The organism is Reichenbachiella sp., from assembly GCF_965233835.1.
Lineage (GTDB): Bacteria > Bacteroidota > Bacteroidia > Cytophagales > Cyclobacteriaceae > Reichenbachiella.
The window spans coordinates 1,077,845-1,099,241 of sequence record NZ_OZ247585.1; the positions used below are offsets into that span (position 1 = coordinate 1,077,845).

20 protein-coding genes are annotated in these 21,397 nt (G+C 40.3%); 5 read left to right on the plus strand and 15 right to left on the minus strand.

What is annotated here, in order from left to right:
* Positions 1-2 precede the first annotated feature (2 nt).
* Genes glmS through ACO6S2_RS04590 form a run of 3 tightly spaced genes read right to left on the minus strand, consistent with a single transcriptional unit; the run spans position 3 to position 4,041 of the window.
* Positions 3-1,838 carry a glutamine--fructose-6-phosphate transaminase (isomerizing) gene (glmS, locus tag ACO6S2_RS04580; protein ID WP_422361343.1) on the minus strand — a complete coding sequence of 612 codons (1,836 nt, stop codon included), beginning with the start codon at positions 1,836-1,838 and terminating at the stop codon, positions 3-5.
* Positions 1,839-1,844: 6 nt separating this feature from the next.
* Entirely contained in the window at positions 1,845-3,245 is a 1,401-nt protein-coding gene (locus ACO6S2_RS04585; RefSeq protein ID WP_422361344.1) for a DUF4270 family protein, read from the minus strand.
* Entirely contained in the window at positions 3,229-4,041 is an 813-nt protein-coding gene (locus ACO6S2_RS04590; RefSeq protein ID WP_422361345.1) for a glycogen/starch synthase, read from the minus strand. The genes ACO6S2_RS04585 and ACO6S2_RS04590 overlap by 17 nt, the downstream gene beginning before the upstream one ends.
* A 117-nt stretch (positions 4,042-4,158) precedes the next feature.
* Here ACO6S2_RS04590 and panC point away from each other — a divergent pair, with 117 nt between their 5' ends.
* From panC to ACO6S2_RS04615, 5 genes are all read left to right on the plus strand, one after another.
* Positions 4,159-5,016 (plus strand): pantoate--beta-alanine ligase, encoded by an 858-nt coding sequence (gene panC / locus ACO6S2_RS04595; protein ID WP_422361346.1) that lies wholly within the window; start codon positions 4,159-4,161, stop codon positions 5,014-5,016.
* Positions 5,013-6,026 (plus strand): lysylphosphatidylglycerol synthase transmembrane domain-containing protein, encoded by a 1,014-nt coding sequence (locus ACO6S2_RS04600; protein WP_422361347.1) that lies wholly within the window; start codon positions 5,013-5,015, stop codon positions 6,024-6,026. Before panC ends, ACO6S2_RS04600 begins: the two co-directional genes overlap by 4 nt.
* A 40-nt stretch (positions 6,027-6,066) precedes the next feature.
* Positions 6,067-6,753, plus strand: coding sequence for a zinc metallopeptidase (locus ACO6S2_RS04605; RefSeq protein WP_422361348.1), 687 nt, complete (start codon positions 6,067-6,069; stop codon positions 6,751-6,753).
* A 193-nt stretch (positions 6,754-6,946) separates the two neighbouring features.
* Positions 6,947-8,086 carry an acyl-CoA dehydrogenase gene (locus ACO6S2_RS04610; protein WP_422361349.1) on the plus strand — a complete coding sequence of 380 codons (1,140 nt, stop codon included), beginning with the start codon at positions 6,947-6,949 and terminating at the stop codon, positions 8,084-8,086.
* A 123-nt stretch (positions 8,087-8,209) separates the two neighbouring features.
* A complete protein-coding gene (locus ACO6S2_RS04615; protein WP_422361350.1) occupies positions 8,210-9,130 on the plus strand; it encodes a helix-turn-helix domain-containing protein in 921 nt (306 codons plus the stop codon).
* On the opposite strand, the gene ACO6S2_RS04620 is transcribed toward ACO6S2_RS04615, so the two are convergent.
* The 12 genes from ACO6S2_RS04620 to rimM all read right to left on the minus strand — a co-directional run bounded on the left by ACO6S2_RS04620 (position 9,116) and on the right by rimM (position 21,394).
* Positions 9,116-9,880 carry a geranylgeranylglyceryl/heptaprenylglyceryl phosphate synthase gene (locus ACO6S2_RS04620; RefSeq protein WP_422361351.1) on the minus strand — a complete coding sequence of 255 codons (765 nt, stop codon included), beginning with the start codon at positions 9,878-9,880 and terminating at the stop codon, positions 9,116-9,118. The genes ACO6S2_RS04615 and ACO6S2_RS04620 overlap by 15 nt on opposite strands.
* Complete coding sequence (locus ACO6S2_RS04625) at positions 9,840-10,223, minus strand: hypothetical protein (protein ID WP_422361352.1); 384 nt, start codon at positions 10,221-10,223, stop codon at positions 9,840-9,842. Before ACO6S2_RS04625 ends, ACO6S2_RS04620 begins: the two co-directional genes overlap by 41 nt.
* Positions 10,207-10,569: a phage holin family protein gene (locus ACO6S2_RS04630; RefSeq protein WP_422361353.1), complete on the minus strand. Its 363-nt coding sequence runs from the start codon at positions 10,567-10,569 to the stop codon at positions 10,207-10,209. The genes ACO6S2_RS04625 and ACO6S2_RS04630 overlap by 17 nt, the downstream gene beginning before the upstream one ends.
* Positions 10,570-10,623: 54 nt before the next feature.
* Positions 10,624-12,063, minus strand: coding sequence for an SLC13 family permease (locus tag ACO6S2_RS04635; protein WP_422361354.1), 1,440 nt, complete (start codon positions 12,061-12,063; stop codon positions 10,624-10,626).
* Positions 12,063-13,253 carry a M20 metallopeptidase family protein gene (locus ACO6S2_RS04640; RefSeq protein ID WP_422361355.1) on the minus strand — a complete coding sequence of 397 codons (1,191 nt, stop codon included), beginning with the start codon at positions 13,251-13,253 and terminating at the stop codon, positions 12,063-12,065. The genes ACO6S2_RS04635 and ACO6S2_RS04640 overlap by 1 nt, the downstream gene beginning before the upstream one ends.
* Positions 13,254-13,373: 120 nt before the next feature.
* Positions 13,374-13,910 (minus strand): SPOR domain-containing protein, encoded by a 537-nt coding sequence (locus tag ACO6S2_RS04645; protein ID WP_422361356.1) that lies wholly within the window; start codon positions 13,908-13,910, stop codon positions 13,374-13,376.
* 51 nt (positions 13,911-13,961) lie between these two features.
* The gene (gene secA / locus ACO6S2_RS04650) at positions 13,962-17,309 is read right to left on the minus strand and encodes a preprotein translocase subunit SecA (protein ID WP_422361357.1); all 3,348 of its coding nucleotides are present in this window, start codon (positions 17,307-17,309) and stop codon (positions 13,962-13,964) included.
* 97 nt (positions 17,310-17,406) lie between these two features.
* On the minus strand, positions 17,407-18,177 hold the full coding sequence (gene dapF / locus ACO6S2_RS04655) for a diaminopimelate epimerase (protein ID WP_422361358.1): 771 nt from the start codon (positions 18,175-18,177) through the stop codon (positions 17,407-17,409).
* A gap of 109 nt (positions 18,178-18,286) precedes the next feature.
* Positions 18,287-18,640: a 50S ribosomal protein L19 gene (gene rplS / locus ACO6S2_RS04660; protein ID WP_348308945.1), complete on the minus strand. Its 354-nt coding sequence runs from the start codon at positions 18,638-18,640 to the stop codon at positions 18,287-18,289.
* Between the two features lie 92 nt (positions 18,641-18,732).
* Complete coding sequence (locus tag ACO6S2_RS04665; protein WP_422361359.1) at positions 18,733-20,091, minus strand: DNRLRE domain-containing protein; 1,359 nt, start codon at positions 20,089-20,091, stop codon at positions 18,733-18,735.
* A gap of 90 nt (positions 20,092-20,181) precedes the next feature.
* On the minus strand, positions 20,182-20,874 hold the full coding sequence (gene trmD, locus ACO6S2_RS04670) for a tRNA (guanosine(37)-N1)-methyltransferase TrmD (protein ID WP_422361360.1): 693 nt from the start codon (positions 20,872-20,874) through the stop codon (positions 20,182-20,184).
* Entirely contained in the window at positions 20,864-21,394 is a 531-nt protein-coding gene (gene rimM, locus ACO6S2_RS04675) for a ribosome maturation factor RimM (RefSeq protein ID WP_422361361.1), read from the minus strand. Before rimM ends, trmD begins: the two co-directional genes overlap by 11 nt.
* Positions 21,395-21,397 lie beyond the last annotated feature (3 nt).

A 21,397-nucleotide genomic window follows, 5' to 3' on the forward strand; every position in this document is an offset into this window, starting at 1 on the left:
GATTATTCTACAGTTACGGATTTGGCTAAATTTCTTGGTTGATCCACATTGCAGCCACGCATAACAGCTACATGGTAGGAAAGTAATTGTAATGGAATGACAGATACCAAAGGCATCAAAGCTTCTTCACATGGAGGCACTTCAATGATATAATCAGCAAGTGCAGGAATCAAGGCGTCTCCTTTAGTCACTACGGCAATCACTACTCCCTTTCTTGCTTTTACTTCTTGAATGTTGGACACTACTTTGTCATATGAGCTGTCACGGGTGGCAATGAAGACCACTGGCATTTCTTCATCGATCAATGCAATGGGACCATGTTTCATTTCTGCTGCGGGGTAACCTTCGGCATGTATGTAGGAAATTTCTTTCAACTTCAGCGCTCCTTCCAAAGCCACAGGGAAATTATATCCTCGCCCTAAATAGATAAAATTCTTGGCGTCTTTGAATCGCTCTGCTATTTCTTCCACCACGGCATTGTTGTCCAACACTTCCTTGATTTTAGCAGGTATGTTAGACAACTCAACGAGTAGCTCTTTGTAGCGTGTTTGCGTAATGGTCCCTTTTTTGTGAGCGACACTTAACGCGATCATTGTCAAAACAGACAATTGACCTGTAAATGCTTTTGTGCTGGCAACCCCAATTTCGGGCCCTGTATGCAGATAAGCCCCTTCATGAGTTACTCTTGAAATGGATGAGCCTACCACGTTTACAATTCCCAATATGATGGCGCCTTTAGATTTGGCCAATTCAATGGCCGCCAAAGTATCAGCTGTTTCACCAGATTGGGAAATGGCGATTACAATATCTCCTTCGTGGATGACTGGATTTCTATAGCGAAACTCTGAAGCGTATTCCACTTCAACAGGAATTCTACAATATTCTTCAAACAGATATTCCGCAACCAGACCGGAGTGCCATGAGGTGCCGCAGGCCAGAACTATAATTCGCCGAGCATTTATAAGTGCCTGAGAATATTCGTAGATGCCCCCCAGGGTAAGGTTACCATTGGTGGCATCCAGGCGTCCTCGCATACTATCTGCGATGGAGTTGGGCTGTTCGAATATTTCCTTAAGCATGAAATGCTCATATCCGCCTTTCTCCAACTCCTCCAGTTTCATTTCTACCTTTTGAATGTAAGGCGTTTGCTCTACGTCGTCGATATTGGTGATTTTGAAATTGTCTCTATTGACAATGGCAATTTCGCGGTCTTTCAGATAAACCACCTCATTGGTGTATTCAATAATGGGAGTAGCGTCAGAGGCAATGAAATATTCGTTATTTCCAACTCCGAGAACCATTGGACTTCCCTTTCTTGCGGCTATTAGCTGGTCTGGGTTCTCTTTATTTAGAATGACAATGGCATAGGCACCTTCTACGGCATGAAGAGCCGAGCGAACAGCCTGCTCAAGACTGGCTCCATTTTGTTTTCTTATATCCTCGATGAAAGTAATGAGAACTTCGGTATCCGTGTCACTTTCAAATGAATAGCCTTTAGAAAGCAACTGTTCTTTAATGGTGTCATAATTCTCTATGATACCATTGTGGATAATAGATAATGACCTGTCAGCTGAAAAGTGAGGGTGAGCATTTTTGTCATTTGGTTCACCATGTGTTGCCCACCTGGTATGGCCAATGCCAATGGTTCCTACTATAGATTGCCCTGCAACTGATGATTCAAGCTCTGCTACTTTTCCAGCCTTTTTATAGATTTTTAAGTCGCCATCATAAACAGAGACACCAGTGCTATCATATCCTCTATATTCAAGTCTTTTTAACCCTTTAATAATTAAAGGGAAGGCCTCTTGCTGACCTATATAAGCTACAATTCCACACATATGTACTTAATCGGGGAGAGTATAATAAAGTTTTATTCTAAAGCCTGTTTCTTCGTCAAAGATTGAAAAATCCGGAGTTGTTATATCTGTTGGCATTAAAATCGCATGATCGACCTCAAGTGTTTGATTCTCCACTAATTGACCAAACAAAGTTGGAATTCCCTGATAAGTAAGTGTGGTGTTATCAAGTTCTGTTGTTAGCACCTCCGAGGTCCCTGCCAAATATCCATTGTCGGTAAGAATTGTGGTAGTTAGGAGTTGATTTGCAATTAACCCTTGCGAGTTAATTTTGGAACCGTCCTCATTGTCAACGAACATAAATCTCATATTGGGAGTGTTAGCATAGAATTGAGAATTTTCCTGTGTTTCTAATGCAAATTCCATCCTATTGACCTGAATATTAGGATTTGCATCAAAAAAATCAGTCAGCGCTGTCAAGTCTACTTTAGGGAAGATCCCACTAGCGGGTTGTAAATAGATGTTTCCATCATTCACCAGAAACTCATTATAATCTCCGTTTTCTGCCATCATCAATGATCCGCTACGATCCGTAGATATTTGAGAATAGTACAACCCGCTTCCTCCAAGTGTTAAATCCATCGTGTAGGATTCGAACAACGAATCTTTTACTACGCCACTTTCCTCATAATAATCCTGTATGTGATAATGTATTTTAATGGATGTAGAGTCATTTGGACTAATTCCAATGAGTGCTGTATTTGAAGGGTCTGGAACAATAGCTATGCCCTTGTAATCATACCAAGTAGATGCATTTAGACTTATGCTTTCGTCTTTGACGTATCCCATAAGTTTTTCTCCCATACTATCATTTAATCTAAATGAAAGTAAGTATGTGCTGTCATCTTCCAAATAACCAATTTCTGACTCGCTAAGATTGAAACTTATTGATCCTTCAGGTGTAGTCGAATTGTAAGGGACATTAAAATCTGATAAGTAAAATGCACCTGCATATAGGGTGTCCTCTACTTGGTAAATATCAAATGATTGACTAGGAATAATGTTATTGGAATGAACCTTCTTAATATCCAAGTTAAGAACGATTGAATCGTACACAATTGGATCCTGTCCATAATCCGCTAAGTCATCATCATAAATTGAGCTGCTTGGAATTGCTGTTAAAAATGTCAATCTAGAATAGGCCGTACTCGTTGTAGTGCCAAAAGTAGGATCTGAGCTTTTTCCAATTAATAAGCGTACGTCATTGCTTGTTCTAATACTATCGATGCGCACATTAGTAGCCTCTAAAGGGATCTCTGTGTATAAAACTTTTACGCTTAGACCCTCAGGATCTAAGCCCAAACCAATGTCATGGGCATCTTCACATGAAAAAATGGTTAGGGTTACGAGTATCAGTAACCCATACCAGTTTTTATCCAACAAGTTCATTATATAAATTATAATAGGAGTCTAAAAAGTTGTCGTCTTTTTGAATGGTTTCTACTTTTTTATCTTTTGGAGCCGAAGATATCAACTTGTCGATAATTTTGTTCGTCTCATTCTTAGACTTAATGACAGCGTCGGCATATTCGATGCCTAGCTTTACAAAACCTTCGAAATCTTTTGAGTTGAGATGCTCTAGCATACTCTCTTCGATGTCCATCATCATCACTTTGTTGATAAGATCACCTTCGAATTTGTGTTCAAATTCGTTGTCATATAAAGTAAAAACAGACTTAGAATCCTTAAAGATTGGGTCGTTTTTATAGGTTGTTTTTAAGTAAAGAGGGATCAAGCTGGTCATCCAGTCATTACAATGCACGATATCGGGAGACCATCCCAGCTTCTTAACTGTCTCCAACACGCCCTTACAGAAGAATATAGCGCGCTCGTCATTATCTGCATGGAAATTTTCTTCTTTGTCAAAAAAGACTGATTTTCTGTGAAAATAGTCTTCGTTATCTATGAAATATACCTGAAGCTTGGCATTTGGTATTGAAGCTACCTTGATGATAAGCGGCTTTTCTTCGTCACCTACGGCAATGTTGATACCTGAGAGTCTTACAACTTCATGTAGGCGGTTTTTTCTTTCATTGATCAATCCAAACCTTGGAACCAATATCCTAATTTCCATTCCCCTCTCTTGCATCGCCTGTGGCAATGCTCTCACAAAATCGGCTACTTCTGTGGTTTGTAGAAAAGGATTAATTTCACTTGCCACATAGAGTATTTTGTACTTTGACATAAACCGTGTTTTTAGTTTGATAATTTCAAAATGACCACAAAATTACACTATTTTTGAATCTTTTTCAACAGAGAAATGGAGTTTAAGCACATATAGTTGGCTGAGTAGCAGGAAATAATGGAAATAATTGATAGTATAGTTGAACTCCGACACTATTTGGATTCAAAGCGGGCCGATGGCCTATCCATTGGTTTGGTGCCTACCATGGGAGCTCTTCATAGCGGGCATGCTGAATTGATTAAAAAGTCGACCAATATTTGTGATATAACAGTATGCAGCATTTTTGTGAATCCAACACAGTTTAACAATTCCGATGACTTACTGAAATATCCAAAACAGATCGAAAAAGATACGGATTTGCTCGGTTCGATCGGTTGCGATGCTGCCTTTATCCCCTCGGTAGATGAGATGTATCCAGATGATGAGGAAACATTGGTCATGAACTTTGGGGTGCTTGAGACTGTGTTGGAAGGAGCGTTTAGGCCAGGTCATTTTTCAGGTGTTGGTATAATTGTTTCTAAATTTTTAAATATAGTCCAGCCAGATAAGGCCTTCTTTGGGCAGAAGGATCTGCAGCAGTTGGCTGTGATAAAGAAATTGGTGAAGGATTTAAATATCCAATCTGACATCGTTTCGGTGGCTACTGTAAGAGAAAGTAATGGACTGGCCATGTCGTCTAGAAACCTTAGGTTGAGGGGTAACGAAGTGCAATTAGCAGCTAATATTTATAGAGTTCTAAGCTCATCCAAGAAGAGAATTTTGGCAGGGGAATCGATAGGCTCAGTGCTAACTTCGGTGAAAGTGGAGTTGGAAGGAATTGACGGTATTGAACTAGAATATTTAGAGGCAGTCAATTCAAATACTATGATTAGTGCAGAAAAAATAGCTGATGCAGGTAGTATCTCTATTTGTATTGCCGCTTACGTTGGAGATGTCCGGCTAATAGATAATTTGTACATAAAACAAGAAGATTGAAAATTTCATCAATAATAAAATATAGTTTTTCTCTCCTGTTAGCTGGAGTACTATTCTATTTCGCATTTAAGGACGTCACATTTGAGGATATGGTCCAAAAGATGTCAGGAGTAAACTACTGGTGGATATTTTTATCAATCCTACTCTCTCTCCTAAGCCACTGGCTACGAGCTTATAGGTGGAATCTTATGCTGAAGCCATTGGGCTACGATCGATTGTCCGATGGAAGAACATTTCTGGCGGTAATGACGGGTTACTTGGCCAATCTGGCATTCCCAAGGCTGGGAGAGGTTACAAAATGCGGGGTTATGAAGCGCAATGAAAAAATTCCAATGAGTATATCATTCGGTACTGTGATAACAGAGCGTGTGTTAGATTTTTTAATCCTTCTTTCTCTCGTGATTCTCGATTTTTTCGTTGAATTCGATAGGGTGTATGAGTTTTTCATATCAGCTGTTGGATGGGATACAGAAGTGGATCATACAATGAACATAATTCTGATAGCCAGTACTCTTCTTATTTTAGGAGTAGTTGGAATCTTAATATTGAAAAGAATCCTAGATCATGAATTTGAGAACAGCCTTCTTCAAAAAATTCATCGAGTGCTAACAGATATTGTAAATGGACTTTTATCCATTAGAAAGGTGCAAAACATTACAGGGTTTGTTGTCTCTACGATTGGAATTTGGGTTTTCTACTATCTGATGAGTTTTGTGATTTTCTTCTCTATAAGCGAGACGTCAGATTTGGGTTTTGGAGCGGGGCTATCAATTTTGGCTGCTGCTGGAGTGGCAATGGCTATGCCGGTACAAGGTGGTATTGGTGCCTACCATACGTTGGTGAGTGGAGTGCTTATTATTTATGGGATAGAAGCAACGAGTGGCTTGTTTTTTGCTACGTTGCTTCATACCTCTCAGCTCATTTCTGTTTTGTTTTTTGGAGGAATAAGTGCACTGGGAACAGTGTTTATTGCTCGTCATAGAAAAACAGAAATGGCATTAGAGTCGTAAGGTGTATTTAGGTAAGTTGAATTATTAAATTTTATATAAAATGTTGATCATATTTTTAGTCTTTTTTGTCGTAGGGCTTTATGTAAGTAATAAGCTCAAAAGCAAGTTCAAGAAGTATTCTCAGATTGGTTTGCAATCAGGGCTTTCTGGTCGTGAAATTGCAGAACTGATGCTTCGTGATAATGGGATTACTGATGTTCAGGTGATTTCAGTTGAAGGTCATTTGTCTGATCATTATAATCCATCCAACAAAACGGTGAACCTTAGTCCAGAAGTTTATGGTGGACGAAGTGCCGCGGCGGCTGCAGTAGCGGCCCATGAGTGCGGGCATGCTGTGCAACATGCCACAGCATATAGTTTCTTGGAGTTCAGATCGGCCATGGTACCAATTCAGAATTTAAGTTCTAAAATTTTGAACTTTATTCTTATTGGAATGTTCTTTTTTGGCTTTGCTATGCACTCATTTGGGCTGGAAACCATATTTCTAGTTGTGGTAGCTGCGCAGTTTGTAATTACGCTGTTCTCATTGGTTACATTGCCTGTGGAATTTGACGCATCAAAACGAGCATTGGCTTGGATTGATCAGAGAGGTATAGTAACCAGTCAAGAACATGATATGGCTAAGGATGCTTTGCATTGGGCGGCTATGACTTATGTGGTTGCAGCTTTGGCGGCTATTACTCAGTTGTTGTATTTCGTCATGCTTTTCTTGGGAAGTAGAGACTAGACCCGTCAAACGCAAGATATTGTAAAGGATTTGAACAATGTTCAAGTCCTTTTTTTATATATTTGTATGCATACATACTATTGAAATTCAGAATAATATGTTGAAAATGTGGCTATGCGATACTTGTTCAAAATAATGATTTGCGTAGCGATTTAATAACGAATTATATTTTGCAACTAAAACAATTCCCAAAATGAATTTTGCACTAACAGAAGAACAACTAGCAGTTAGAGATGCAGCCAGAGAGTTTGCTCAGACAGAGCTTTTACCAGGTGTGATTGAGCGTGACGAAAAACAGCAGTTTCCCGCTGAGCAGATCAAAAAAATGGGTGAGCTTGGGTTTATGGGAATGATGGTTGACCCAAAATATAATGGAGGGGGAATGGACACGGTTTCCTATGTGCTGGCAATGGAAGAGATTTCAAAAGTAGATGCCTCTTGTTCTGTTGTCATGTCCGTGAATAATTCATTGGTGTGTTGGGGATTGGAAAAGTTCGGAACTGAAGAGCAAAAACAGAAATACTTGACCAAGTTGGCCACTGGAGAGTGCATTGGTGCTTTCTGTCTATCAGAGCCAGAAGCAGGGTCAGATGCCACTTCCCAAAGAACCACAGCCGAAGATAAAGGAGATCACTACTTGCTGAATGGAACGAAGAACTGGATTACCAACGGTAGTAGCGCCTCTTTTTACATTGTAATGGCTCAAACTGATGTGGACAAGAAGCATAAAGGGATCAATGCAGTGATTGTAGAAAAAGGGATGGAAGGCTTCACCATAGGGCCAAAAGAAAATAAGTTGGGCATTAGAGGTTCTGATACTCATTCTCTAATGTTTCAGGATGTTAAAGTGCCAAAGGAAAATAGAATTGGCGAAGACGGCTTTGGCTTTTCATTGGCTATGCAAGTACTGAATGGAGGGAGAATAGGGATTGCATCGCAGGCCTTAGGAATCGCTAGTGGTGCTATGGAGTTGGCTGTAAAGTACTCTAAAGAGCGTCAATCATTCGGAAAACCTATCAGTCAGCATCAGGGTATTCAGTTCAAATTGTCTGAAATGGGTACGAATATTGAAGCTGCGCGTCTGTTATGTTTGCAAGCAGCAGCAAAAAAAGATCGCAAAGAGGACTTCGTTAAAGAAGCCGCGATGGCTAAGTTGTTTGCGTCTAAAGTGGCTATGGAAACTACCGTTGAGGCCGTTCAAGTGCATGGAGGGTATGGTTTCGTTAAGGAGTTTCATGTGGAAAGATTGATGAGGGATGCCAAGATTACACAGATTTATGAGGGCACTTCTGAGATACAAAAAATCGTAATTGCACGAGAGATATTAAAATAGTATAAATAGTCCTTCGGTATTAATTTATTTATAATCTTTGTATTTATTATACATTATATTAGATTTATACAATAATACCAATGGAAATTAGCCTGATTCGAAAGGCTACTCCGAAATAATTCAATGGAGGACTATAATAAGATCATTGAATCTCTATCCGTAAGATTCATCTCAGCTAAGAATATTAATATTTTACAACCACTTACGGTTGAAAACTATTATGATGTAGAAAATGTGTTCATCTATGTGCACAAAGGAGAGGTGAGATTTGGGAAGGAAAAGGAGCTTGTAAAAGAGAATGAAATCCTATTTGTTCCAGGAGGAAAAATGGTGGGATTGTCCTATGGTAGCGGCAATTCCATGAATTTATCCAACGATGACTTCATTAACAATAAGGAGAAATTTTTCCAGACCAGTGAGGAGTTTAACCCAATGCCTGAGCATGAGAATATCACCATGATCAACTTCGAGGCGAAGGTTTTTGATACGGTGAATTTCTTTGCGTCCTTAGATATTCCGGCTTTTGTGATTAAGGGTAATCATAATCTTATTTCACTGGTGAAGTTGATCGTAACAGAAATCTATTCTGATACGCCAGGTAAAGCTAGGGTGGTGAACTTGGAAACGGATCATCTTGTGGTGGAACTGATCAGACACATTTTGAATAAAGGGTTATTCGTAGAGCAGCTTGCTACAAATTCCACCTACTTTAAAGACCCTCGACTTATCGATATTTTCTCCTTCATCAAGGATAATCTACAAGAGGATTTGTCAAACAAGGTGCTGGCTAATGTTGCTAACGTGTCTGAAGATTATGTAGGTCAATATTTCAAAATGCTAACAGGTATCAATCCACAGGATTACATCGAATATCAACGTATGGAGATGGCTGTCAACATGCTTCGAACTACGAAGAAAAGTATCCGAGAAATAGGCAAAGAAGTCGGCTACAAAGACACCGCATATTTCTGTCGAAGGTTCAAGATGATGTTTGGTATTCCTGCAGGAAAGATGAGAAGAAGAGAGACGTTAATGAACGTCTAACTTTTCATTGAGGGAATGTATTCTGTCAGAGACCTGAATCAAGAAACTTTCTTCCTTTTCAATAGCATTTCCAATCACAATCATATCGGCTCCAGCTTCTAGTGCTTTATTCACTCGACTGATCGAATTTAATCCACCACCAACTACTAGTGGTACTTCAATCGATCTGGCAACAGTTGAGATTAGCTTTTGAGGAATTGGATCCTCTGCGCCACTGCCCGCGTCCAAGTAAATAGTTTGCATACCAAGCATTTCTCCAGCCATGGCGGTACATGCAGCAATTGTTGGTTTGTTAGAAGGAAGAGGTACCGTATTACTCATGTAGCTTGCCGAGGTAGGTGCTCCGGAATTCACTAGCATGTAGCCCATAGGAATGATTTCCAATTTACTTTTTTTCAAAACTGGAGCGGCTAATACATGTTGCCCGATAAGAAAATCTGGATTTCGTCCAGAGATTAGTGAAAGTAAAAAGATCGCATCTGCATTGGAGTCAATCTGAATGTGGTTACCTGGGAAAATGATCACAGGAATCTCGCAGTTAGACTTGATAATTGAAACTACTCTTGAAAAATTATCATTTGTCATAAGGCTGCCACCAGCCAAAAGATAATCCACTTTGTTTTCAACACAGAGGTTGATCAGTCTCATGATTTTGCCCAAATCGGTAGCCTTATCTGGGTCTATAAGTACAGCCAGTGACTTTTGCTTGTTAGCTTTTCTGTCTTGAAGTTGATTCAGCAGCTTTTTCATCTTTGGTGTTATTGCTGTTGTACTTAGTGAATTTTTCTATGGCTAAAGGTATTAATTTTTGTAGAGCAATGGATACCACTGACGCGGTGACTGCTGACGGTCTACTTGTCGATGCTTTTACTTTTTTCTTCTTCTCTTTAACCTTCGGTTCTGGAGTGACTAATTTGTAAAGGATCGTAGCAGCCAGTACTCCGGCACTTACGACAGCCAAAGTTTTCAGCGTGCTCTCTAGTTTCGACTCCACTTCGTTAGCCTCGTCCTCTAGGTCGGCAACCAACTTACGTTCCTTAGACAGTAACTGCTCTCTTCTTGTTGGGATCAATTGATTACTTTGTTTCGTCATTTGATTTTTCGTTAGAAATATTCTCCATCAGTTTGGCTTCAAAAAAGGCCTTCAATTTTCCTGATTTTAGAAGAAAGAAAACAAGTAGCAAAAACAACAAGTAAATGCCAGCAACGATTAAATAGCCAATGGCTTCATTTTGAAAGAAAGAATTCAGAAAGTGGGCAAGCGCAATGCTGAGAAAGGTGACCATCAATCCTGAGATCACAAGAATGACCAAATAGGCGATCATCTGTGCCAAAACATTAGACAGGTGTTCTGTAAGGTCAAGCTTGAATAGCTCGAATTTCACTCTTATGTACTCAGTGAAGGTTTCTTTTAATTTACTAATCTTTAAAATATCCACTTGTTATGCTGTCATTTGTGGCATAAATATAAAGGATATCAGTCAGACAAGAGATTAGTTGATAGAAGATAAAAAGGAAGAAATATCCAACGTCCAGACTAAAGGCATCACGACGTAAACAACCAATGTTATTAAAAGAATGGATAATATATTGAGCAGAATTCCTGCCTTGATCATGTCTTGCATTTTGACAGTTCCAGCGCTAAATGCAATGGCATTTGGTGCTGTGGCAACAGGGAGCATAAAGGCGCATGAGGCGGCTAAAATCGCTCCAACCATCAGATAATATGGATGTGCTCCAATGGAAACTGCAAGTGCAGCCAATATGGGTAGCACCATGCTTGCTGTAGCAATGTTCGAAGTAATCTCCGTCATGAAATTGACTGCAGCTACTATAAGTAGAATTAATAGCACGAGTTCCAGATTGCCCCAATGGTTGAGCAAGTCTCCAATCCAAGCAGCAAGATCCGTTTTAGCTACGGCGTTTGCTATAGACAAGCCTCCTCCATACAAAACTAAAACTCCCCAGGGTACCTTGCTCATCAATTGCCAGTTTAGCAGCTTTCCCCCTTCAGTATTTGGGATAAGAAATAAACAAAGTCCTCCAAAAATACCAATGGTGGTATCGTTGAGTCCTGGTATGATTGGGTTGAGTAAATAGGTTCTCGTAAGCCAACAGAACGCAGTGAAGGAAAAAACGGCAAGGACCCTTTTTTCTTCCATGCTCATTCGTCCCAATTCGGCCAATTTTTCATCTATTCCCGCCCCGGAAAGGTTCATGTTGGGTGATATTTTAAAGGAGAATTTGGTTAGTACTAACCAAGTAATACTTATCATGAGAATTGAAAAGGGAAGGCCAATCATCATCCATTCTAGGAAATTTACTTCTATACCAAACGTGTCTTTGATCACACCTGCAAATACAATGTTAGGCGGAGTTCCTATTAAGGTAGCCATGCCCCCGATAGAAGCCGAGTAGGCAATGGCCAGCGGAAGGGCTTTTGAGAAATTTTTCTCTTCATCTAAATTGGCGATGACCGATAGGCCAATGGGAATCATCATTAGTGTGGTGGCTGTGTTAGATATCCACATGGATAAAAAACCAGTGGCAATCATAAACCCAAGAATCAAGCGGCTCGGGTTTGAGCCCAAGAGAGAGATAATGCTTAAGGCAATACGTTTGTGTAGATTCCATCTCTCGATGGCTATGGCTATCATGAACCCTCCTAGAAACAGAAAAATTAGCGGGTGCGCATACGGGAAAGTAGTGGCCTTCATATCTATGGCACCAGTGACTGGGAATAACACCATGGGTAACAGAGCGGTGGCTTCTATAGGAATGGCTTCAGTCATCCACCAGATACCGACCCATGCGGTTGTGGCTAATACAGCTCTGCCTTCTTGACTCAAACCGTCGAGAGGCAACAAGAAATATATGATTAAAAATGAAGCAGGACCCAGTGCCTTACCAATAAGCTTTCTGTCTGGTTTCATTAAGCATTTAATTCATTGATAGCCAACCAGGCCATAAGTCCAGGGCCGTGTGACAAGGCGTCTTCGTCAATATCAAAAGTAGGCGTGTGTACACCTGAAACAATGCCTTTAGCTTCATTTCTAGTGCCCAATCGGTAAAAACAAGCATCCACTTCTTGAGAGTAATAAGAGAAGTCTTCAGCAGCCATCCAAATATCAAGATCAACGACATTTTCTTTTCCCATGTATGCTATTGCTGCCTGTCTTGCCCTTTCCGTCAATTCAGGATCGTTTTTGAGAAAAGGGTAACCTACTTGAATATTGAAGTCACAAGAACCTCCCATAGATTCCGCCATGCCCTCGGCCATTTTTTTCATTTTGATATGGGCCTCTTTTCGCCATTCTTCATCAAGCGTTCTAAAGGTGCCTTCAATCTTCACTTCATTGGGGATAACATTGGTGGCACCCATGGCTTGAACCTTTCCGAAGCTTAGTACACTAGGGATTTTAGGGGCTGCCATCCGGCTGACCACTTGCTGCAGTGCAATGATGATATGCGAAGCAATCACCACAGAGTCAACGTTGTGTTCAGGTAAGGCTCCATGGCCCCCTTTGCCGGTTACAGTTACATATAGCTCGTCCGCGCTGGCCATATACATGCCTTTACGGAATCCTACTTTTCCCACTGGTACGAGCGGCATCACATGCTGGCCAATGATAGCATTCGGTTTTGGGTTTTCCAGAATACCTTCTTTAATCATCAACGAAGCTCCGCCCGGAAACAGTTCTTCTCCTGGTTGAAAGATGAACTTGATAGTTCCTTCAAAATCGTCTTTGACTTGATTTAATATATTGACTGTAGTCAAAAGGGAAGACGTGTGTACATCATGACCACATGCGTGCATGACCCCTTCGTTTTTTGACTTATAGGGTTTGTCGCTGTCTTCTACAATCGGGAGTGCATCCATGTCAGCTCTTAAAGCGATTACTTTTTTGGCTGGATTCTTTCCTTCTATGATGGCTTCTATACCGTTTCCAGCAATACCAGATTTGATTTTCACGCCAAATCCTTCCAGTTGAGTGATGACATATTTGGCAGTCTCAGTTTCCTGAAATGAAAGCTCAGGGTTCGCATGAATGTGATGCCTGTTGGCGATGGTTTCCTTGTGAAGGGATGCAGAGAGGGTCTTTATTTTATCTAGTAGCGTCATGGATGAATTTTTGGTAATTTAATGAAATTCACCTAGTTGGTTAAGCCAAAATGGGACACTTAGATTTTTTTAAAATTTGTCTAAAGTTGTACAAGTTTGATTGAAGGAATGATAAATAAGCTACTTTTCAATCTTGATCTTCACAGGAACTAATACCGCTCTTGAAAAGTGCTGCTGAAGAGTAACAAAATCTGAATTAGCCTCCATTCTATTGTAGTATTCTCCTACGCGTACCTTATAGTTCGGCTGGTCGTAGCTTACCCTGGGTCTCTGATCTTCCAGTACCTCATAGGTTTTTACCTTCACTTGGTTGGCCTTGTCTCTGCTATTACCAGAATAGAGTTGAATCGAAAAGCCATCCACATATTTGATGTTTTTACGAGACTTCTTAATTCTGTAAAGAACCGTATCCAATTCTGTCTTGATGTCATTGGTCGGTGTGACATACTCAACAGTGGGCAAGTAGGTTTCCTCTGATGTTGTTTCTTCAGAAACAACTTCCTCCTCTAATGAATAAGTGGAACGATACACCGACAAATCTTCTTCATACACAGCGCTACTAGTGTTTGTGGAAGCTGTGGGTGCACAAAACTGTAATAGGGTAGCAATGGTAACTATTGGAAACACGAAAGCAAACTTTGATACAATGGTTTTCAAAATACGAAATTTAAAATAACTGATCAATAACTCAAGGTACAAAGTCAGGACTTAACTTTCAACAATTACACACTTTCCTGCAGAGACGTCCGCTTCCACACTCTTGAATTTTACGTCTTCTTTCAAAGTACCGTCGGCATATTGAGCAGTCACTCTGTCATTTCGGCCATATACCTTCTCTGATTTGATTGGAGCAGTTTTTTCTACAGGAGCAGTTCTGTTGTTGGCAGCTAGGGCAGAACCACTATCCGCTTTAGACTCGCTGTAGTTCTGAGCGGCTCTTTGCTGGCGTGCCTCTTGAACCTCATCTGGTTCTTGTACGGCGATTTCAGATTTGGTTAAGAAAGAAACGGTATCTTCATTCACTCTGGCTAAGAATTGTTTGAACATTTCGAAAGCCTCAAACTTGTAGATTAAAAGTGGATCTTTTTGCTCATGTACAGCCATTCTTACTGACTGCTTCAAGTCATCCATTTCACGTAAGTGCTCTTTCCAGCTTTGGTCAATGATAGCCAGGGCGATCATTTTTTCCATGGCCTTGATCATCTCACGGCCTTCCGTTTCGATAGATTTCTCCAAGCCGGCTACAACTCCGATTTGCTTTTTGCCATCGCTGAATGGAATTTGGACTTCCTTTACTGTTGCGCCTCTAGTCAACTGGATATTCTTTAATACCGGCAAAGCACGCTCTGATACCATTTTGTTCTTAGCGTGGTAAGCATCCAATGCTTCATGGTAAAGGTTTTCTCCCAATTGCTCAGGACTTTGACCAGCAAATTTCTCTTGATCTACTCTGGTATCCATTCCGAGAATTCCAAGGCAGTTGAGCTTCAAACTGTCAAAGTCACCCGATGCTTTAGCATTGATGGCGATATCATCTGCTGTGTCATATAGCATGTTTAGGATATCGAGATCTAGTCGTTCGCCGTAGAGCGCATTTTTTCTTCTTGAATAAATTACCTCACGCTGTGAGTTCATCACGTCATCGTATTCGAGTAAGTTCTTACGAGTCGCAAAGTTGTTTTCTTCTACTTTAGTCTGTGCTCTTTCGATAGACTTGGTAATCATACTGTGCTGAATTACCTCTCCCTCTTCCAGACCTAATCTATCCATGATGCGAGCGATTCTGTCAGAACCAAAAAGTCTCATCAGGTTGTCTTCCAGACAAACGAAAAACTGAGAAGATCCCACATCACCCTGACGACCAGATCGACCTCTCAACTGTCTATCCACACGTCTTGATTCGTGCCTTTCCGTACCAATAATGGCCAAACCACCTGCTTCCTTAGACTCAGGAGTCAATTTAATATCCGTACCACGACCTGCCATGTTGGTCGCGATAGTCACTGTACCAGGCTTACCCGCCTCGGCAACTACCTCTGCTTCTCGAGCGTGTTGTTTGGCATTCAGTACCTGATGTTTGATGTTTTTCATCGTAAGCATTCTGCTCACCACTTCAGAAATTTCTACGGAAGTGGTACCTACTAGCACAGGCCTGCCAGCTTGCGTTAGTTCAACTATTTCGTCTGCTACGGCATTGAATTTCTCGCGCATGGTCTTGTAGACCTTATCTTCCATGTCCTTTCTTTGGATAGGACGATTGGTTGGGATCACGATAACATCCAGTTTGTAGATTTCCATGAACTCACCCGCTTCAGTTTCGGCCGTACCTGTCATACCAGCGAGTTTGTGGTACATTCTGAAGTAGTTTTGCAAGGTTATGGTAGCGTAGGTTTGCGTGGCGTCTTCGACTTTTACATTCTCCTTTGCCTCGATCGCCTGGTGCAAGCCGTCAGAATATCTTCTGCCATCCATCACACGACCGGTCTGTTCGTCCACAATCTTTACCTTGTCTTCTACTACGATGTATTCTGTATCCTTCTCGAAGAGGGTGTAGGCTTTCAATAGTTGATTGACAGAATGAATCCTTTGTCCTTTTACAGAGTAGTCACGGATTAGCACTTCTTTTTTGTGAAGCATGTCGTTTTCACTTAATGAGGTGTCTTGCTCCAACTGCGCAATCTCTAATCCAATATCTGGTAGAATAAAGAAATTCTGATCTTCTCCTTCTCCTGTAATCAGGTCAATACCTTTATCAGTAAGTTCAATGCCATTCGTCTTTTCATCAATGGTGAAGTACAAAGGCTCATCAGCTTCTGGCATCAATTTTTGATTGTCAGCCAAGTAAATATTTTCGGTTTTTTGAAGAACCTGACGGATGCCAGTCTCACTCAAAAACTTGATCAAAGGCTTGTATTTCGGCAATCCTCTGAATGCTCTAAATAGTGCTAATCCACCTTCATTTTCATTGCCTTCTGCGATTAACTTTTTGGCTTCATTCAGAAATTGCGAAGTGGTCTTTCTCTGAGCGTCTACTAATTTGCTAATTCTTGGCTTGAGCTCATAAAACTCGTGTTCATCTCCTTTGGGAATAGGGCCTGAAATAATAAGTGGCGTTCTAGCATCATCAATCAATACAGAATCGACCTCATCGACCATGGCAAAGTGGTGTTTGCCTTGCATCAATTCGTCTGGGTGACGAGCCATGTTGTCTCTTAGGTAGTCAAAGCCAAACTCGTTGTTTGTACCGTAAATGATATCGCTTTCGTAAGCTGCTTTTCTTTGTGGAGAATTAGGCTGATGTTTGTCGATACAATCTACCTTCAAGCCATGAAATTCGAAAAGTGGAGCATTCCACTCGGCATCCCTTTTGGCTAGGTAGTCATTCACAGTAATAACGTGTACGCCTCTGCCTGAAAGCCCATTTAAGAAGGCAGGAAGAGTTGCTACCAAAGTTTTACCTTCACCAGTTGCCATCTCGGCAATTTTGCCTTGGTGCAACACCACACCGCCAAGCAGCTGAACGTCGTAATGGATCATGTTCCAAACTACGTCTTGACCGAATGCTTTCCATTCGTTGTGCCAGGTGGCAGTTTCGCCATTGATTTCTATGTGCTCTTTGCTGGCTGCCAATTGCTTGTCCATCATGGTAGCCTGCACGGTCAATTTTTTATTTTCGGTCAGACGACGCGCAGTATCTTTCACAATGGCAAAAGCTTTTGGGAGAATATCCATAAGCTTCTCTTCGAGCTTTTCATCCCTTTGCTTTTCTAGCGCATCGATTTTATTAAAAACGTTTTCTTTTTCAACGATATCAAGATCTGGGTTGTCCTCAACTTGTTGGTGCAACGCAGCCATTTCGTCATCAATAGACTTGAGGTACTCAGCAATTTCTTCTTTCAACTCTTGAGATTTGCCTCTCAATTCATCGTCTGAAATCTGGGCTAAATTCTCATATTCACTATTGATCAAATCCACATAAGGCAAAAGCTCCTTCAAATCCCTATCCGCCTTGGTACCAAATACTTTGGCTATGCCTTTTGTAATAATATTTAACATGAATATTTACGTTTTTAATTAATCGGTAAATTTAATTTCTTTTTTGTTTTAGACGTGAATCTAGCTGGGTAATAACAAAAAACGAACCGTTAGTTTTTTATATGTCAAACTGGCCGACAAAAACCTGTTTGGCTGGGCCGATCAGCCAGATGTTTGTAAAGGAATTATTGCTACTTTGTTCGAACTGCACCTCTAGTTGTCCGCCCTTTGCTTCAATTGCAATTGGGCTCTTTAGGCCTTTGTCGGCTGCTGCTAAGGCAGAAGCGGTAATACCCGTTCCGCAAGATAAAGTTTCGTCTTCCACACCGCGCTCGTAAGTTCGCACGAAAATGGTATTGTTCGTTTTCACTTCTACAAAGTTGACGTTGGTGCCATGAGGACTGTAGGTGTCTGAATATCTGATCGCAGCACCTTTAGTGAAAACGTCTTTCTCTACAGCATTTTCCACGAATTCGATGTGATGAGGAGAGCCGTTGTTTAGGAAATAATGAGAGTCGAACCGCTCTGGGCTATGTTGGTCTTGCATGTGCAAGTGAACGAGCCCTCCTTTTATATCCGCCTCATATTCGCCATCTATGGTCAAAAAGCTTGTGTGTTCTTTGATAACTCCTAGGAAATTGGCAAAGGCCACCGCACATCTGCTACCGTTTCCACAAAGACTTTGGCTGCCATCAGCATTGAAATAAACCATTTCAAAGTCAAGTGTCTCGTGGTTCTCAATCAATATCAGTCCATCTGCTCCTATACCAAACTTACGATCACACATTTGAGTAACAAGTTGTGTGTCATGTGGGAACATGCCTTCGCGATTATCGATCATCACAAAGTCATTGCCAGTGCCTTGGTATTTGTAAAAGGTGATATTCATTGGTTAATCTGAATACGTGATTTGTTTGTGTTCGATCACAAAACTAGAAACAAAAAAAGTCCCGATTGATAGATCGGGACCTCTTAAATATTTTGGCAGGTGAATTAAATTAGATTCTTTCTTTAATTCTTGCTGCTTTTCCTTTTCTACCTCTCAGGTAGTACAATTTAGCTCTTCTTACTTTACCTTTTCTCAACACTTCGATCTTCTCGATGTTAGGAGAAAGCATTGGGAAAATTCTCTCTACGGCGATGCCGCTTGAAATTTTTCTTACTGTGAAGGTTTCGCCATTAGAGCTAGGGTTTTTAATTTGTAAAACAGTTCCCTGAAACTGCTGAATTCTTTCTTTATTACCCTCTTTGATCTTTACGTGAACATTCACAGTATCGCCTGGGTTGAAAGAAGGCATTGCTGCTCTCTTCTCTTTATACTCGTCTTCGATTAATTTAATTAAGTCGCTCATTTTATTAGCTTTATATGCCCTTCCAAAAATCGGACTGCAAATATAGAAATTTATTTTTTAAATAATTCAAAGGCATTCAAAATAAATTCGCTCTACTCTGAATATATAATTTCTAATTCTGGATGCAAGTTAGATTCCGGAGCATCACTTGAAGCAAATACTAAACTGCGATAGTGAGATTCTGTTTTGAGAGACAGCATTACACCATAATGGTTGAACAACTCTTTTGTAGGTTCATTGACCAGCAATCCTAGAATATTTTGATTCAGATAATCTTCATCAGAAGAGTTGCTTGACGAAATAGTGATTTCGCCTTCTGCGGTAGTGGCCGGAGCTGTATTCCATGTGACTTCGTTTTCAACCCAGGGTTCTACTACTCTTTGAAGTATGCTTTCATTGCTTCCACTTATCTGAGAGTGACCAGGGTTGGCTGATGCTACATAATGATAAAGAGAAAGCAACGCACCTTCGATTTTTGCTTGGGGAGGAATAATAGAGAAGTCAAACTGAATCAAACTACGCATAGTTTGTGGTTGGCCGGAATTGGTCCAAGCCAATGCATTGATTTGCGGATGATTACCATAATTGTTGTCTGGCTGAAGGTCGTAAAGAATTGCATCTACCCCCTGTTCAGAATCAGGCTTAAGTGTAACAGACGTGAACCCTTCTGGTAAAAGCTTAACTACAATTGGCTGATCTTTGTATAATTCTAGTTCGTCAAAGGATAGGTTGAGTGTTTCAGTATAATAACCAGGCTTAGTGACAATGAGTTTAAAATTTTCAGAACTGTTAACTATTTGAATTTCATTAGTAATCGCCTCAAGCGAAAAAGTATGCAACATTACCTCATTTGCTTTGACCTCTAGAGTAGCTTCTGATAATTCATAGTTGCTTATTTGAGAGTTGTACGTGAATACGCCAATAAGAAAGGATGAATAATCAACAATTTGAAAGTCAAAGGTAGCGTAGCCGAAATCGGAGGGTGAAAATTCCTCAGTACTTACTACTTCTAAGGTGGTCTTCGTTGTTTCATCTTTAGAAATTGAAAATCCTACCGGAAGTGGGTGTTCGACGAGATGTGCTAATTCAGATCCTTCTAGCGGAGTAGCATATATGATTTCATCGTTTCCGTTAAGAACTAAAAATTCAGTGATTGTATATAAGCCAATAGGTAATGATATTGGATTCGAAATGTACTCTCCGTTAAAGTTATAAACAGGTAATTTTTCCTTTTCATAAACCAGACCTGATTCTTGGTGTGATATGGAAATCAGCACAGCAGAAACATTTTCTTCTAATTTTAACTTTCCGTTGTTAGAATTTTTAAATGAAATATTGAAGTCTAACACTCCGTGAACCTCACTTATATCATCTTCAGAGTCACTACATGAAAAAAATAATACGGATAATATTAAAACAAATTGAGGAATTAAGAATCTTATTTTTTTCATTGATTTAGTTGGGTTTTTAAAAACGGAAGTTAGAATTATTATGTGGTTGGTGGGTAATATTTTAAAAAAATAAAACCAAATTGTTTTTAATCAATCTTCAGATCCCGAATTTTTAAGTAAATCAGGTCTTTTTGCTTTGGTTCTTTCCACTTGTTGATCAAATCTCCAGGCTTCTATTTTGGCCTGATGACCTGAAGTTAGCACCTCTGGGACCTTCCAGTCCTTATACTCTGCTGGCCTGGTATAAACCGGAGGGGCTATTAAATCGTCCTGAAAAGAATCGGTCAGAGCTGAGGTTTCATCATTCATCACCCCGGGCAATAACCTTATGACGGAGTCTGCGACCACAGCGGCAGCTAGTTCACCTCCAGTTAATACATAGTCACCGATACTGATTTCACGTGTTATCAGGTGCTCTCGAACGCGTTCGTCTACACCTTTATAGTGTCCGCATAATAAAATGATATTTTCATGAAGACTCAATTCATTAGAAATACCTTGCGAAAGCGTCTCTCCATCTGGGCTCATATAGATCACCTCGTTATAATCTCTTTCAGATTTGAGCTTAGCAATGCACTTGTCGATTGGCTCGATCATCAATACCATGCCAGCGCCGCCACCAAAGGCGTAGTCATCAATTTGATTGTGCTTGTTGATCGCATAGTCCCTTAGGTCATGCACATGAATATGCGCTAATTCTTTTTCGCCAGCTCTTTTTAGAATACTCTGGTCGATCAAGCCACTAAATGTGGCAGGTACACATGTAATGATATCAATCCTCATCTTCGAGATATATATCTATGAGACCTTCTGGGATCTCGGCATCAATTCGGTTTTCCTCAAGGTCAACTTTTTTGAGAATTTCATCCTTTACTGGAATGAGTATCTCTTTATCCTGATGGATAACTGAAATAAGCTCTTGAGGCCCAATTTCAAACAACTCCTTTACTTCACCTATGTATTTACCTCTATCATGGAGTTTCATCCCTACCAACTGATGTAAGTAATAGTCACCATCTTTTAGTTCAGGTAGTACGTCTAGCGGTAAAAATAGTCTGCAGGAGACCAGACTTTTGGCTTGTTCTATATCATCCACTTCTTCAAATTTAGCAATTGTTTTACTCGGATTGATTTGAAGGTGTTCAATAAAAAATGGAATCAACGAGTCGTTCTGTTGAACGAGCATTGATTCCATTTCTTGATATTCTAAGGGATTGTCCACATCAAAAAATAGTTGGACTTCTCCTTTTAAGCCGTGGGTCTTGATTACATGACCAATTTGGTAGCAATCATCAACCGTCATAAT

What these genes read in the sequence shown, in the direction of transcription:
- rimM (WP_422361361.1), bottom strand. Translation starts at nt 21,394, where the DNA reads ATGACGGTTGATGATTGCTACCAAATTGGTCATGTAATCAAGACCCAC.
- ACO6S2_RS04605 (WP_422361348.1), top strand. Translation starts at nt 6,067, where the DNA reads ATGTTGATCATATTTTTAGTCTTTTTTGTCGTAGGGCTTTATGTAAGT.
- ACO6S2_RS04610 (WP_422361349.1), top strand. Translation starts at nt 6,947, where the DNA reads ATGAATTTTGCACTAACAGAAGAACAACTAGCAGTTAGAGATGCAGCC.
- ACO6S2_RS04615 (WP_422361350.1), top strand. Translation starts at nt 8,210, where the DNA reads ATGGAGGACTATAATAAGATCATTGAATCTCTATCCGTAAGATTCATC.
- ACO6S2_RS04640 (WP_422361355.1), bottom strand. Translation starts at nt 13,253, where the DNA reads ATGACGCTACTAGATAAAATAAAGACCCTCTCTGCATCCCTTCACAAG.
- glmS (WP_422361343.1), bottom strand. Translation starts at nt 1,838, where the DNA reads ATGTGTGGAATTGTAGCTTATATAGGTCAGCAAGAGGCCTTCCCTTTA.
- dapF (WP_422361358.1), bottom strand. Translation starts at nt 18,177, where the DNA reads ATGAATATCACCTTTTACAAATACCAAGGCACTGGCAATGACTTTGTG.
- ACO6S2_RS04665 (WP_422361359.1), bottom strand. Translation starts at nt 20,091, where the DNA reads ATGAAAAAAATAAGATTCTTAATTCCTCAATTTGTTTTAATATTATCC.
- panC (WP_422361346.1), top strand. Translation starts at nt 4,159, where the DNA reads ATGGAAATAATTGATAGTATAGTTGAACTCCGACACTATTTGGATTCA.
- rplS (WP_348308945.1), bottom strand. Translation starts at nt 18,640, where the DNA reads ATGAGCGACTTAATTAAATTAATCGAAGACGAGTATAAAGAGAAGAGA.
- ACO6S2_RS04625 (WP_422361352.1), bottom strand. Translation starts at nt 10,223, where the DNA reads ATGACGAAACAAAGTAATCAATTGATCCCAACAAGAAGAGAGCAGTTA.
- secA (WP_422361357.1), bottom strand. Translation starts at nt 17,309, where the DNA reads ATGTTAAATATTATTACAAAAGGCATAGCCAAAGTATTTGGTACCAAG.
- ACO6S2_RS04585 (WP_422361344.1), bottom strand. Translation starts at nt 3,245, where the DNA reads ATGAACTTGTTGGATAAAAACTGGTATGGGTTACTGATACTCGTAACC.
- ACO6S2_RS04635 (WP_422361354.1), bottom strand. Translation starts at nt 12,063, where the DNA reads ATGAAACCAGACAGAAAGCTTATTGGTAAGGCACTGGGTCCTGCTTCA.
- ACO6S2_RS04590 (WP_422361345.1), bottom strand. Translation starts at nt 4,041, where the DNA reads ATGTCAAAGTACAAAATACTCTATGTGGCAAGTGAAATTAATCCTTTT.
- ACO6S2_RS04620 (WP_422361351.1), bottom strand. Translation starts at nt 9,880, where the DNA reads ATGAAAAAGCTGCTGAATCAACTTCAAGACAGAAAAGCTAACAAGCAA.
- trmD (WP_422361360.1), bottom strand. Translation starts at nt 20,874, where the DNA reads ATGAGGATTGATATCATTACATGTGTACCTGCCACATTTAGTGGCTTG.